Source organism: Kaustia mangrovi (genome assembly GCF_015482775.1).
GTDB lineage: Bacteria > Pseudomonadota > Alphaproteobacteria > Rhizobiales > Im1 > Kaustia > Kaustia mangrovi.
In genome coordinates this window covers 1604964-1618936 of the sequence record NZ_CP058214.1, presented here as the reverse complement: position 1 = coordinate 1618936, position 13973 = coordinate 1604964, and the positions used below count along the sequence as shown (strand labels likewise).

The 13973-nt window shown below is 68.9% G+C and carries 14 protein-coding genes; 13 read left to right on the top strand and 1 reads right to left on the bottom strand.

Annotated features, from left to right (window positions below):
* Nucleotides 1-45: 45 nt before the first annotated feature.
* Nucleotides 46-504 (bottom strand): TIGR02300 family protein, encoded by a 459-nt coding sequence (locus tag HW532_RS07585; protein WP_246479665.1) that lies wholly within the window; start codon nt 502-504, stop codon nt 46-48.
* Between the two features lie 137 nt (nt 505-641).
* Between HW532_RS07585 and aroA the strand changes: the two genes are divergently transcribed.
* The 13 genes from aroA to HW532_RS07520 all read left to right on the top strand — a co-directional run bounded on the left by aroA (nt 642) and on the right by HW532_RS07520 (nt 13951).
* The gene (gene aroA, locus HW532_RS07580; RefSeq protein ID WP_213164466.1) at nt 642-1964 is read left to right on the top strand and encodes a 3-phosphoshikimate 1-carboxyvinyltransferase; all 1323 of its coding nucleotides are present in this window, start codon (nt 642-644) and stop codon (nt 1962-1964) included.
* A complete protein-coding gene (gene cmk, locus HW532_RS07575; RefSeq protein ID WP_213163808.1) occupies nt 1961-2602 on the top strand; it encodes a (d)CMP kinase in 642 nt (213 codons plus the stop codon). The genes aroA and cmk overlap by 4 nt, the downstream gene beginning before the upstream one ends.
* Before the next feature lie 268 nt (nt 2603-2870).
* Nucleotides 2871-4625, top strand: coding sequence for a 30S ribosomal protein S1 (gene rpsA / locus HW532_RS07570; protein WP_213163807.1), 1755 nt, complete (start codon nt 2871-2873; stop codon nt 4623-4625).
* A gap of 58 nt (nt 4626-4683) precedes the next feature.
* Nucleotides 4684-5655: a signal peptide peptidase SppA gene (gene sppA / locus HW532_RS07565; protein WP_213163806.1), complete on the top strand. Its 972-nt coding sequence runs from the start codon at nt 4684-4686 to the stop codon at nt 5653-5655.
* A 58-nt stretch (nt 5656-5713) separates the two neighbouring features.
* Complete coding sequence (gene ihfB / locus HW532_RS07560) at nt 5714-5998, top strand: integration host factor subunit beta (RefSeq protein ID WP_213163805.1); 285 nt, start codon at nt 5714-5716, stop codon at nt 5996-5998.
* Nucleotides 5999-6232: 234 nt separating this feature from the next.
* On the top strand, nt 6233-6565 hold the full coding sequence (locus tag HW532_RS07555; RefSeq protein ID WP_213163804.1) for a lipopolysaccharide assembly protein LapA domain-containing protein: 333 nt from the start codon (nt 6233-6235) through the stop codon (nt 6563-6565).
* Between the two features lie 82 nt (nt 6566-6647).
* Nucleotides 6648-7610, top strand: a complete 963-nt coding sequence (gene lhpI, locus HW532_RS07550) for a bifunctional Delta(1)-pyrroline-2-carboxylate/Delta(1)-piperideine-2-carboxylate reductase (RefSeq protein ID WP_213163803.1) — start codon at nt 6648-6650, stop codon at nt 7608-7610.
* 374 nt (nt 7611-7984) lie between these two features.
* Nucleotides 7985-8731 carry an orotidine-5'-phosphate decarboxylase gene (gene pyrF, locus HW532_RS07545; RefSeq protein WP_213163802.1) on the top strand — a complete coding sequence of 249 codons (747 nt, stop codon included), beginning with the start codon at nt 7985-7987 and terminating at the stop codon, nt 8729-8731.
* Nucleotides 8732-8739: 8 nt separating this feature from the next.
* Entirely contained in the window at nt 8740-9393 is a 654-nt protein-coding gene (locus HW532_RS07540) for a phosphoribosylanthranilate isomerase (protein ID WP_213163801.1), read from the top strand.
* A gap of 70 nt (nt 9394-9463) precedes the next feature.
* Nucleotides 9464-10693: a tryptophan synthase subunit beta gene (gene trpB, locus HW532_RS07535; protein ID WP_213163800.1), complete on the top strand. Its 1230-nt coding sequence runs from the start codon at nt 9464-9466 to the stop codon at nt 10691-10693.
* A 5-nt stretch (nt 10694-10698) separates the two neighbouring features.
* Complete coding sequence (gene trpA / locus HW532_RS07530) at nt 10699-11541, top strand: tryptophan synthase subunit alpha (RefSeq protein ID WP_213163799.1); 843 nt, start codon at nt 10699-10701, stop codon at nt 11539-11541.
* Between the two features lie 38 nt (nt 11542-11579).
* Nucleotides 11580-12569: an acetyl-CoA carboxylase, carboxyltransferase subunit beta gene (gene accD / locus HW532_RS07525; protein WP_213163798.1), complete on the top strand. Its 990-nt coding sequence runs from the start codon at nt 11580-11582 to the stop codon at nt 12567-12569.
* 56 nt (nt 12570-12625) lie between these two features.
* Complete coding sequence (locus HW532_RS07520; RefSeq protein WP_213163797.1) at nt 12626-13951, top strand: bifunctional folylpolyglutamate synthase/dihydrofolate synthase; 1326 nt, start codon at nt 12626-12628, stop codon at nt 13949-13951.
* The last annotated feature ends 22 nt before the right edge of the window (nt 13952-13973 follow it).

Genomic DNA, 13973 nt, shown 5'->3' with positions numbered 1-13973 from the left:
ACGGGCCGTCGTCCGGTGCCGTTTGCGGCCCGCGATCCCGCGGCCTCAGGTGTCGTCCTCGTCGTCCGACACGCCCCCGCCGATGATGCCCGACACGTCGGAGCCGTCTTCCTCGTCTTCCTCCAGGAAGGTGTCGTCGTCGCTCTTGATGGTGTCGCCGTCATCGATGGCGACCTCGTCGATGTCGTCGCTATTGTCGTCGCCGGCGGCGGCCTCCTCGTCGGCCTCGACCTCGTCGAGGCTCACCAGATTGGCATCCTCCTCGGTGGTCTCCTCCTCGGCGGCCTTGCGGGGAGCAGGCGCCGCGGCGGGCTGCTGCTGATCCATCTTCGACGGCAGCAACGTCTCGGCGACGAAGCTGTAGCCGCATTTCGGGCACACGATTGGATCCTTGTTCAAATCGTAGAAACGCGCCGAGCAGTTCGAGCAGACGCGTTTGGTGCCAAGCTCCGGTTTGACCACGGGTAGACCCTCGCGATTGATCTGGAATTCGGCGCTTCCCATGCCACGGTGATGATCCGCTGTCAAAACCCAATTGTCACGCGCGTGACTTGGCCGGTGCGCTGTGATAGGAGGCGGACCCGAAACGGAAGTGTCTCTGACAGGATGGTCAACGGGTGTCCCAAGAGGTCAAGAAACCGATGGTGGCCCGCGCATCGCGGGGCCTGAGCGGCCGTGTCCGGGTGCCGGGAGACAAGTCCATCTCGCATCGCGCGCTCATGATCGGCGCGCTGGCCGTCGGGGAAACCCGCATTGCGGGGCTGCTCGAGGGCGAGGACGTGTTGGCGACGGCTCACGCCATGGCCGCGCTCGGCGCGCATATCGAGCGCACGGCCGACGGCATATGGCATGTCGACGGCGTCGGTGTCGGCGGGTTCTCGCAGCCGGCCGGACCGCTCGACTTCGGCAATTCCGGGACCGGCGCGCGGCTTTGCCTCGGCCTCGTCGCGACGACGCCGATCGCCGCGACATTCACCGGCGACGCCTCGCTGCAGACCCGGCCCATGGCGCGGGTCACCGCGCCGCTGGAGCAGATGGGCGCACGGTTTTCCGGCACGAATGGCGACCGCCTGCCGCTCCTCGTCACGGGCGCGCGCGCAGCCGTTCCCATCGCATACGAGCTGCCGGTGGCCTCCGCGCAGGTCAAGTCGGCGATCCTGCTGGCCGCCCTCAACACGCCGGGGCGCACCACGGTCGTGGAGCCGGTGGCCACGCGCGACCACACCGAGCGCATGCTGAAGGCCTTCGGCGCGGCTCTGGAGGTCGCGGAGGAGGGCGGCGGGCGGCGCATCGCCGTCACGGGCTTCGCCGAGCTTAAGCCCCAGCCGGTCACCGTGCCCGCCGATCCGAGCTCGGCGGCCTTCCCGCTGGTCGCCGCGCTGATCACGGAAGGCTCCGAGATCGTTCTGGAGAACGTTCTGCTCAACCCGACGCGCCGCGGACTCGTCGATACGCTGATCGAGATGGGCGGCGACATCGAGATCGCGAACGAACGCCAATCCGGCGGCGAGCCGGTCGGCGATCTCGTCGTGCGCTCCAGCAGGCTCCGGGGCGTGCGCGTCCCGGCCGAGCGCGCGCCCTCGATGATCGACGAGTATCCCGTGCTGGCGGTCGCCGCCGCCTGCGCGGAGGGGCGCACCGAGATGGCCGGGCTCGCCGAGCTCAGGGTGAAGGAGAGCGACCGGCTGGCCGCGGTCGCGGCGGGGCTTCGGGCCAACGGCGTCACGGTGGAGGCCGGCGAGGACAGCCTCGTCGTGGAGGGCATGGGCACGCCGCCCGGCGGCGGGGTGGTGGAGACCCATATGGACCATCGCATCGCCATGGCCTTCCTCGTGCTGGGGCTTGCCGCGCGCGCCCCCGTCACCGTCGACGACGGCACCATGATCGCCACGAGCTTCCCCGCCTTCACCGATCTCATGACCGGTCTCGGCGCGCGCCTCGGCGAGCCGAGGGACGCGGCATGATCATCGCGGTCGACGGTCCCGCGGCGTCCGGCAAGGGAACGCTCGCCCGGCGCCTTGCGGCCCATTACGGCCTGGCCTATCTGGATACCGGATCGCTCTATCGCGCCGTCGCGCTCGCCGTGCTGCGCGCGGGCGGCGACCCCGCCGACGAGGCGGCGGCCGTCGCGGCGGCCCACGCGCTCGACATGGCGGACACCGAGGACCCCGCGCTGCGCGGCTCCGATGTCGGACGGGCGGCCTCCGTCGTTGCCGCCATGCCGGCGGTGCGCGAGGCCATTCTCGACCGCCAGCGCCGGTTCGCCCACACCCCGCCCGGCGCGGTGCTCGACGGGCGCGATATCGCGACGGTGGTGTGCCCGGACGCGGAGGTGAAGCTGTTCGTCACCGCCAGCGACGAGGTGCGCGCCATGCGCCGCTGCAAGGAGCTGGAGGCCGCCGGCGAGGCGGTTGGCTACGATGCGGTGCTGCGCGATCTGGTCGAGCGCGACGCCCGCGACCGCAACCGGACGCACGCGCCATTGCGCCAGGCCGACGACGCATACTTGCTCGACACCTCGAATTTGGATATAGAAGCCGCGTTTCGCGCCGCTGTCGGCATTGTCGACAGCTATCGGGAAACGGGAGGTGTGCGGCCCTAGCGGCCACCGGCCTCCCCGAGCAGCCCGGACCGGCGGATCCGGTCCCCTGCTGGATTTCAATTCGCCGATCGATATGGCCCGCAATGCAGGAAGCGGTTTCGCCTGCATGCGGGTTGATCTTGAGTGTTTCCATATCCCCGCTAGGATATTCGGAGACGGAAGTGAGGTTGCCTGCCGCCATGCGGTGCCGCGCGGAACGCGGACCATGGGGCGGGATGTCCTGCGGACATAGCCGTGGGCCAGCCGCATTTGACTGAAAGAGGCTTTAATGTCTGACGCAACTGCCGGTACACTTAACCCGACGCGCGAGGAGTTCGCCCAGCTCCTCCAGGAGAGCTTTCACGATCACGATATCGCCGAAGGCTCCGTCGTCAAGGGCAAGGTCATCTCGGTCGAGAACGACCTGGCGGTGATCGATGTGGGCCTGAAGACCGAGGGGCGCGTGCCGCTCCGCGAGTTCCAGGTCCCGGGCAACGAACAGGACATTCACGTCGGCGACGAGGTCGAGGTCTATCTGGAGCGTGTGGAGAACGCGCTCGGCGAGGCCGTCCTGTCGCGCGAGAAGGCGCGCCGCGAGGAAGCCTGGCAGCGCCTGGAGAAGTCGTTCGAGAAGAACGAGCGCGTGGAAGGCCAGATCTTCGGCCGCGTGAAGGGCGGCTTCACCGTCGATCTCGGCGGCGCGGTGGCGTTCCTGCCGGGCAGCCAGGTCGATATCCGCCCGATCCGCGATGTCGGCCCGCTGCTCAACATTCCCCAGCCCTTCCAGATCCTCAAGATGGACAAGCGCCGCGGCAACATCGTCGTGTCGCGCCGCGCCGTGCTGGAGGAGACCCGTGCGGAGCAGCGCTCCGAGCTGGTCCAGAGCCTGGCGGAAGGCCAGGTCGTGGAGGGCCTGGTCAAGAACATCACCGACTATGGCGCCTTCGTTGATCTCGGCGGCATCGACGGGCTGCTGCATGTCACCGACATCGCCTGGAAGCGCGTCGGCCACCCGACCGACGTCCTCTCCGTCGGCCAGACCGTCAAGGTGCAGATCATCAAGATCAATCCGGAGACCCAGCGCATCAGCCTCGGCATGAAGCAGCTGGAGAAGGATCCGTGGGAAGGCGTGGAGGAGAAGTATCCCGTCGGCATGCGGGTCAAGGGCACGGTCACCAACATCACCGACTACGGCGCCTTCGTGGAGCTGGAGGAAGGTGTGGAAGGCCTCGTCCACGTCTCCGAGATGAGCTGGACCAAGAAGAACGTGCACCCCGGCAAGATCCTGTCCACGAGCCAGGAGGTCGAGGTCATGGTGCTCGAGGTCGACCCGCAGAAGCGGCGCATCTCGCTGGGCCTCAAGCAGTGCCTGGAGAACCCGTGGGAGGCCTTCGCGGCCAAGTATCCCCAGGGCACCGAGGTCGAGGGCGAGATCAAGAACATCACCGAGTTCGGCCTGTTCATCGGTCTGGACGGCGATGTCGACGGCATGGTCCACCTCTCCGATCTCGACTGGAACCGTCCGGGCGAGGAGGTCATCCAGGAGTACCAGAAGGGCGAGACGGCCCGTGCGGTGGTGCTCGACGTCGATGTCGACAAGGAGCGCATCAGCCTCGGCATCAAGCAGCTTGCCGGCGACCCGATCGACAGCCTGCGCGGCCTGAAGAAGGGCGGCGTGGTCACCTGCGAGGTGGTCGGCGTCAAGGACAGCGGCCTCGACGTGAAGATCGCCGACAGCGACTTCACCACCTTCGTGCGCCGTGCCGACCTGTCGCGCGAGCGCTCCGAGCAGCGCCCCGAGCGCTTCGCGGTGGGTGACAAGTTCGACGCCCGGGTGACCCAGTTCGACAAGTCCAGCCGGAAGATCTCGGTCTCCATCAAGGCGCTCGAGATCGCCGAGGAGAAGGCCGCGGTCGCCCAGTACGGCTCCACCGACTCCGGCGCCTCGCTCGGCGACATCCTCGGTGCCGCCCTGTCCAAGGCCCAGCAGGAGGCCGGGGACGACGACGCCGACGAGACCGACGACACCGACGACACGAAGTAACCGCGCTTGACCGGACGTCCGGCGGCCCCTCCGGCCGCCGGACCCTTCAGAGGCTGCCATGGTACTCGACGCCGACGCGCTTGCCGCCCGCCGCCGCCTGAAACGGCGGCTTTCCCTTTGGCGGTTCGTCGCCGTCATCGCCATTCTGGCGGTGCTGGTGACGGCGGGCCTGACCAGTCTCGGAGCGGGCTATTTCGACCGCTTCGCCAGCCATGTCGCCCGTGTCGACATCACGGGCATCATCGTCAATGACGAGAAGCAGCAGGAGCTGCTCGACGAGATTGCCGAAGCCGAGCAGGTGAAGGCGGTCATCCTGCGCATCGACAGTCCGGGCGGCACGACCGTCGGGGCGGAGGCGCTCTACGGCAAGATCCGCAAGATCGCCGCCGACAAGCCGGTCGTCGCCGTCATGGGGACGGTCGCGGCCTCCGGCGGCTATCTCGTCGCCGTGGCGGGCGACCATATCGTGGCGCGCGGCAACACGACCACGGGCTCGATCGGCGTCATCTTCCAGTGGGCGCAGGTGGAGGACCTCCTCACCTCGCTGGGCGTGACGGTCGAATCGGTGAAGAGCGGGCCGCTCAAGGCCGTGCCGTCGCCCTTCGAGCCGACCACCGACGCGGCGCGCGCCGTCACCCAGGGCATGGTCGACGACGCCTATGACTGGTTCGTGGGGCTGGTCGCCGAGCGCAGGCCCTTCGACGCGGCGACCGCGCGCCGGCTCGCCGACGGCCGGGTCTATTCCGGGCGTCAGGCGCTGAAGGAGAAGTTGATCGACGAGATCGGCGGGGAGGCTCAGGCGCGCGACTGGCTGGAGGCCGAGCGCGGCATCTCCAAGGACCTCCAGGCGGTGGACTGGAAGGTCGAGGAGGACGACGAGCTGAGCCTCGTGCCTCTGGGGCTGGCCTGGCTTGCCCGCAGCGCCGGTCTTCCGGGTGTGGCAAATTTGATTGCATCCACGGGAAAAACACTTCGTGCAGAACGACTTAGTCTTGACGGCCTGATATCGGTTTGGCAGGCTCCCGACTAAATCTTTGCGGGTATCCGTTAGCGATTCCGGGGACAATCGGATGACGGTGGAGGGGGGAATGATCAAATCGGAGCTGATCCAGCGGATCGCTGAGCAGAACCCACACCTCTACCAGCGTGACGTCGAACGGATCATCAACACCATTCTCGACGAGATCGGCACCGCGCTCGCCGATGGCGACCGTGTCGAGCTCAGGGGCTTCGGCGCGTTCTCCATCAAGGAGCGCGACGCGCGCGTCGGGCGCAATCCGCGCACGGGCGAGCCCGTCGAGGTGGACGCCAAGCGCGTGCCCTATTTCAAGACCGGCAAGGAGCTGCGCGAGCGGCTGAACGGCGCCGACTGATTTCGGACTTTCCCATGCCGGCCGGGGCGCTCCGGCCATCTCCCCCGATATCTTGCCTCCATGGGTTTCGCCCCGAAACGCTGCCGCTTCAAACCCGATGGACATTGCTTTAATGTGCCCGCAGGGGTTGGCCGGGCGCATCGCCGCCGATCGGCTCCAACCGTTTGACGGAGCGGCCGGGGCGCTCGCCCGCGCGTCCGGCATATCGACCACGCCTATCCGGAGAGCAGGCCCGTGAAGCGAACAGTGTCCTGGATCGTCGGCGTTCCCGCCGCGCTGATCATCATCGTGGTGGCGGTGGCCAACAGGGAATGGGTGACCTTCTCGCTCGATCCCTTTTCCACGACCGATCCGTGGTTCTCCGTCTCGCTGCCGCTCTATGCGCTGCTGCTGGCCTCCATCGTGCTCGGCATGCTGATCGGCGGGGCGAGTGCCTGGTTCGCCCAGGGCAAGTGGCGCAAGGCCGCGCGCCGCGCGGAGGCGGAGGTCCGCACGCTCAAGTCCGGGCAGGGCTCCGGCCGCCATGCCGGCGAGGCCTCCGGCCACTCACTCACATCCCGCGACTAGGCCGCAGCGGCCCCGCCGCGCGTGCGGCAGGAGCCCGTCATCCGGTCCGGTCCAGGCGGCCACAGCCATCCGAAGGGGAAGCATGCAGGTCATTTCGGCAGAGGAAATCCGCCGCCATGTCAGCTATGGCGACATGGTGGAGGCGTTGCGCAAGGGGTTCGCGAGCGGGATCGTGGCGCCGCTGCGCCATCATCACGGGGTCGAGCGCGCGGGCCACCCGGAGGCAACGCTGCTGCTCATGCCCGCCTGGTCGGACTTCTCCGACGCCGCGGCCGGCGACGGCTTCATCGGCCTCAAGGTGCTCACCGTGTTCCCCGACAATCCCGCCGCCGGACGGCCGAGCATCCAGGGTTCCTATTTCCTGATCTCGGGCGAGACCGGCGCGCCGGTCGCGATCATCGACGGGGTGGAACTGACCGTGCGGCGCACCTCCTGCGCCTCCGCGCTCGCCGCCGACTATCTCGCCCGCAAGGACGCCGACACCATGGTCATGGTGGGCGCGGGCGCCCTTGCCGGCCATCTCGTGCGCGCCCATGCCGCCGTCCGCCCGATCCGGCGGGTCTCGGTGTGGAACCGCACGCGGGAGAAGGCGGCCGAACTCGCCGCCGAACTCGGCCGGGAGGGCTTCGAGGCGCAGATGTGCGGCGATCTCGCCGCCGCCGTGGGCGAGGCCGACATCGTGTCCTGCGCGACCATGTCCGACCGTCCGCTGGTGGAGGGCGCATGGCTGAAGCCCGGCGCCCATCTCGATCTCGTCGGCGCGTTCAAGCCGGAGCTGCGCGAGAGCGACGACGAGGCGATGCGGCGCGGCTCGGTCTTCGTCGACACGCGCGAGGGGGCGCTGTCGGAGGCCGGCGATATCGTGCAGGCGGTCCGCTCCGGCGCGCTCAGCGAGGACCGGATCCGCGCGGATCTGTTCGATCTCGTGGCTGGCCGTTCGCGTGGCCGCGAGAGCGAGGAGGAGATCACGGTCTTCAAGTCGGTCGGTGCCGCGCTCGAGGATCTCGCCGGAGCCATGCTCATCCACGAGCGCGTGGCCGGCTAGAACAGATTGCGGTCAGGTTGAATCGGCATTCCTCTCCGCTCATCCCGGCGAAAGCCGGGATCTCAGGCAGTTGGCGACAGATCCCGGCTTTCGCCGGGATGAGCGGTCTGTCCCAACTTGAGTGAAATATGCTCTAGCGTGTTATCCGGTCAGGCTGCACCGGCCCACTCCCCCACCCGGCCACCCATGAGATGATACTTCCGTGGGTGGCCGGGTGGGGGAGTGGGCCGGTGCCGTTCTAATTGGACAGGATCGCCACCCGGCGCCCGGCCCGCTCCCGTTTTCCCGGGCGGGCCGGTCTGCTATAAGGCGCACGCACGCACTATATGACAGGGCGTGCGGAGATCTTCGCCGACTGGACGACAGGGAGACCCATGGCACCGCCGGACAATCCGATCTGTGTCGCGCTCGACACCACCGATCCCGAAACCGCGGCGGGCCTTGCCCGCGCGCTCGCCGGCACGGTCGGCTACGTCAAGATCGGGCTGGAGTTCTTCTACGCCCATGGCCGGGCGGGCTATGAGCGCGTGGCGGAGGCGGGCGTTCCGATCTTCCTGGACCTGAAGCTGCACGACATCCCCAACACCGTCGCGGGCGGCTTGCGCGCGCTCATGTCGCTCGATCCCCTGCCGGCCATCGTGAACGTCCATGCCTCCGGCGGGCCGGCCATGCTGCGGGCCGCGCGCGAGACGGTCGCCGAGATCGACGAGGCGAGGCGCCCGAAGCTGATCGCGGTCACGGTGCTCACCAGCCTCGACGTCGTCGACCTCACCACGCTCGGCTACAATCTCGGCGGCGAGGACACGCCGACCGGCCATGTGCTGACCCTTGCCCGGCTGGCGCACGATTGCGGGCTCGACGGCGTGGTCTGCAGCGCGAACGATCTGCGCGCGCTGCGCCGGCGGGTCCCGGGGCCCTTCCTGACGGTCGTGCCCGGCATCCGGCCGGAAAACGCCGCACATGGCGACCAGAAGCGCGTGGCGACGCCCGCGAGCGCCCTGGCCGACGGTGCCGACATTCTCGTGATCGGTCGGCCGATCACCCGCGCCGACGACCCGGCGGAGGCCGCGCGGGCCATTCTCGACGAGATTGGGTCGGCCCGCTCCGCAGCCCGGGAGTGACGGACATCATGGCGGTGGACATCAAGATCTGCGGGCTGACGAGCGCGGCCGCGCTCGACGCGGCGCTCGAGGCGGGGGCCGACCTCGTCGGTCTCGTCTTCTATCCGCCGAGCCCGCGCCATGTGAGCCTCGATACCGCGCGCGAGCTCGCCGCCCGCGCGAAGGGGCGCGCCCGCATCGTGGCGTTGACGGTCGATGCCGACGACGCGACGCTGCGGGAGATCGTCGAGGCGATCCGCCCGGACTTTATCCAGGCCCACGGCCATGAGAGCCCGGAGCGCGTGCGCGAGATCGCGGAGCGCTTCGCCACCCCGGTCATCAAGGCGGTGAAGGTGCGCGACGCCGGGGATGTGCGGGGGGCGGAGGCCTATGGGGACGCCGCCGCACTGATCCTCTACGATGCCAAGGCGCCGGAGAACCTTGCCGAGGCGCTGCCCGGCGGCAACGGCATCACCTTCGACTGGCACCTGATGGAGGCCGACGGGGCCCCGCGCGCCGGCTTCATGCTGTCGGGCGGGCTGACGGCGGAGAATGTCGCACGGGCCATCGCGGTGACGGGGGCGCCCATTGTCGACGTTTCCTCCGGCGTGGAGAGCGCGCCGGGGGTGAAGGATGCGCGCCTGATCAGGAAATTCATTGAGGCGGCCCGGGCGGCGCGGTAAGTAGGGCCCGGAGGAGGCGGCGGCAATCGGGCCGCACGCGCCAAACACGGCACGAATGCCGGCAAAGATCATGACCCAAGTGAAGACCGACAGCGTACCCAACACCTATCGCTCGGGACCCGACGAGCGCGGCCATTTCGGCATATTCGGCGGCCGCTTCGTCGCGGAAACCCTGATGCCGCTCATCCTGGAGCTGGAGGAGGCCTACGAGGCGGCGAAGGCCGACCCGGCCTTCCATGCCGAGCTGGCCTCGCTCAACGCCACCTATGCCGGCCGGCCGAGCCCGCTCTATCTCGCCGAGCGGCTGAGCGAGCATCTCGGCGGCGCGAAGGTCTATTTCAAGCGCGACGAGCTGAACCACACTGGCTCGCACAAGATCAACAACTGCCTCGGCCAGATCCTGCTCGCCCGGCGCATGGGCAAGACGCGCATCATCGCAGAGACCGGCGCCGGCCAGCATGGCGTGGCGGTCGCGACGGTGTGCGCGCGCTTCGGCCTGCCCTGCGTCGTCTATATGGGCGAGGAGGATGTGGAGCGGCAGAAGCCGAACGTCTTCCGCATGAAGCTGCTCGGCGCGGAGGTCAAGCCCGTGACGTCGGGCTCGCGCACGCTCAAGGACGCCATGAACGAGGCGCTGCGCGACTGGGTGGCGAATGTGGAGGAGACCTTCTACATCATCGGCACGGCGGCGGGCCCGCATCCCTATCCGGCCATGGTGCGCGACTTCCAGTCGGTGATCGGCAAGGAGGTGCGCGAGCAGATCGTGGAGGCGGAAGGCCGCCTGCCGGACGCGCTGGTCGCCTGCATCGGCGGCGGCTCGAACGCCATCGGCCTGTTCCATCCCTTCCTCGACGACAAGGATGTCCGGATCTTCGGCGTGGAGGCGGCGGGCCGCGGCATCGAGACGGGCGAGCATGCCGCATCGCTGACCGGCGGCCGGCCGGGCGTGCTGCACGGCAACCGCACCTATCTCCTGCAGAACGACGACGGCCAGATCACCGAGGCGCATTCGATCTCGGCGGGGCTCGACTATCCCGGCATCGGGCCGGAGCATGCCTGGCTGAAGGAGAGCGGACGGGTCGACTATGTGGCGATCACCGACCGCGAGGCGCTCGACGCCTTCCAGCTATGCACGCGGCTGGAGGGCATCATCCCGGCGCTGGAACCGTCCCACGCGCTCGCCTATGTGGAGAAGCTCGCGCCGACCATGGGGACGGACGAGATCCTGGTGATGAACATGTGCGGGCGCGGCGACAAGGACGTCTTCGCCGTCGCCGGGCATCTGGGCGTGGAGATGTGACAGAGATGACGACCGCGACCCGTATCGACGCCCGTTTCGAGGCCCTCAAGGCGGAGGGCCGTGCCGCGCTGGTCACCTTCATGACCGCCGGGGATCCCGATTACGACACCTCGCTTGAGGTCCTGAAGAGCCTGCCCGGCGCCGGCGCCGACATGATCGAGATCGGCATGCCCTTCACCGACCCCATGGCCGACGGCCCGGCGATTCAGGCCTCCTCCCAGCGCGCGCTCAAGGGCGGGCAGACGCTGAGGAAGACGCTTCGCATGGTCCGCTCTTTCCGCGAGGGCGATCCCGACACGCCCATCGTCCTGATGGGCTACTACAACCCGATCTACATCTATGGCGTGGACCGGTTCCTGGAGGATGCCATCGCGGCGGGCGTCGACGGCCTGATCGTGGTGGACCTGCCGCCGGAGGAGGACCAGGAGCTCTGCATCCCGGCGCTGTCCAGGGGCGTCAACTTCATCCGGCTCGCGACGCCGACCACCGACGACAAGCGCCTGCCGGCCGTGCTCGCCAATACCAGCGGCTTCGTCTACTATGTCTCCGTGCTCGGCATCACGGGCACGCGCGCGCCCGACCTGACCGCCGTGAAGGCCTCCCTTGACCGGATCCGCCGCCATACACATCTGCCTATTGCCGTCGGGTTCGGCGTGAAGACGCCCGAGCAGGCCGCGGCGATCGCGGCCTATGCCGATGGCGTGGTGGTTGGCTCCGCGGTGGTCGAGGCTGTACGGTCGGGGCTCGACGAGAGCGGCGTGGCCGGGCCCGGAACCGTTGCCGCCGTCAGGGATCTTGTCTCCAAGCTGGCCGAGGGCGTTCGCGGCGCGCGTGTGAGCGCAGCCTGAGCCGGGCCTGCAAGGAGCAGAATGCGAGGAACGAGCCGTTGAACTGGATCAAGAATTTCGTCCGCCCGAAGATCCGCAATTTCCTGTCCAAGCGGGAGATGCCCGAGAATCTGTGGGTGAAGTGTCCCGAGACCGGCCAGATGGTCTTCTACCGGGACCTGGAGGCGAACCAGTTCGTCGTGCCCGGCAGCGGCTATCACATGCGCATGCCCGCCGAGCTGCGCCTGAAGCATCTGTTTGACGACGGGGCCTTCGAGGCGCTGCCGCAGCCCAAGGTGGCGGTGGATCCGCTGAAATTCCGCGACGAGCGGCGCTATGTCGACCGGCTGAAGGACGCAAGGAACAAGAGCGGACTGGACGATGCGGTGCTCGCCGGTGTCGGCACGCTCGACGGGCTCGAACTGGTGGCCGCCGTGCAGGATTTCTCCTTCATGGGCGGTTCGCTCGGCATGGCCGCCGGCGAGGCGCTCATCGAGGCGATGCGCGCCGCCGTCGACAGGGCCGCGCCCTTTGTGCTGTTCGCTTCCTCGGGCGGCGCGCGCATGCAGGAGGGCATCCTGTCGCTCATGCAGATGCCGCGCACCATCGCGGCCGTCCAGGAGCTGCGCGAGGCGCGCCTGCCCTATATCGTCGTGCTGACCAACCCGACGACGGGCGGCGTGACGGCATCCTACGCCATGCTGGGCGACATCCAGATCGCCGAGCCCAATGCGCTGATCGGCTTTGCGGGCCCCCGCGTCATCGAGCAGACGATCCGCGAGAAGCTGCCGGAGGGCTTCCAGCGGTCCGAATATCTGCGCGATCACGGCATGGTGGACATGGTGGTGCACCGCCATGAGCTGCCCGAGACGCTCGGTAGGCTCCTGCGCCTTCTCATGAAGGCGCCGGCGCTCGAGACGGGGCGGTCGACGGAGGGGCCCGCTCTCGCGGAGGCCGAGGAGACCGCGTCGCAGGAGCAGGACGAGGCGGGCGAGGAGCCCACCGCCGCCAATGACGATACGGAAGCCTCGCGCGAAGCCGCCCAGTAAGGACATGGCCGGCGCAGGGGCCTCATCCTTCCATACATGACAACCGGTAATCCGCCATGGCGCGCAGCGATGCCATTCTCGAGCGCCTTCTGACGCTCCACCCGAAGGTGATCGACCTGTCGCTCGACAGGGTCTGGCGCCTCCTGGAGGCGCTCGGCCATCCCGAGCGCGCTTTGCCGCCGGTCATCCATGTGGCGGGCACGAACGGCAAGGGCTCCACCATCGCCTTCATCCGCGCCATGCTGGAGGCGGCGGGCAAGAGGGTTCACGTCTACACCTCGCCCCATCTGGTGCGCTTCCACGAGCGGGTCGTGCTCGGCGGGCCCGGCGGCGGCGCGGCCATCCCGGAGGACGAGCTCTGCGCGCTTCTGGAGGAATGCGAGCGCGCCAATGACGGCCACGCCATCACCTATTTCGAGATCACGACCGCGGCGGCGTTTCTCGCCTTCGCCCGCCATCCGGCGGACTATCTGCTGCTCGAGGTGGGGCTCGGCGGCAGGCTGGACGCGACCAATGTCGTCGACCATCCGCGCGCGACGGTCATCACGCCGGTCGACTACGATCACCAGCAGTTCCTGGGCGATACATTGCCGGCGATAGCGGGCGAGAAGGCCGGCATCATGCGCGCCGGCGTGCCCTGCATCGTCGGCCCGCAGCCGCCGGAGGCGCTGGAGGCCATGGAGACGGCGGCGGCCCGCCTGTCGGCGCCGCTTCTCGTCTCCGGCCAGGACTGGCAGGTCTTCGAGCAGCATGGCCGGCTGGTCTATCAGGACACCGCCGGCCTGCTCGACCTGCCGCTGCCCCGGCTTCCGGGCCGCTTCCAGCTCGACAATGCCGGCGCGGCCATCGCCACCTTGCGCGCGATCGACGAGCCCGCCGTCCAGGAGGCCCAGATCGCGAAGGGCCTCGCGACGGCGCGCTGGCCGGCCCGGTTCGACCGGCTCACCGGCGGCCCGCTGCCGGAGCTCCTGCCGCCAGGCGCCGAGCTCTGGCTCGATGGCGGGCACAACCCGTCCGCCGCGCGCGTGCTGGCCGCCGCCATGGGCGAGCTGGAGGAGCGCGTGCCGCGCCCGCTGGTTCTCGTCTGGGGGCTGCTCACCACCAAGGACGCCGCCGGCTATCTCGGCGCCTTCAGGGGGCTTGCCCGCAAGATCGTCGCGCTGACGATTCCGGGCGAGGAGAATGCCGTTCCCGCCGCCGATCTCGCCGCGATCGCACAGGAGGAAGGCTTCGAGGCGGAGACGGCGGAGACGCTGGAGGAGGCGCTCGCGCTTGCCGGACAGACAGCGGGCGACGGGGAGGGCGAGCCGCCGCGCGTGCTCATCTGCGGCTCCCTCTATCTCGCGGGCCACGTGCTCGCCGCGCAGGCGCCGGTGGCGTGAGCGCAAAGAAGAACGGGGCTCC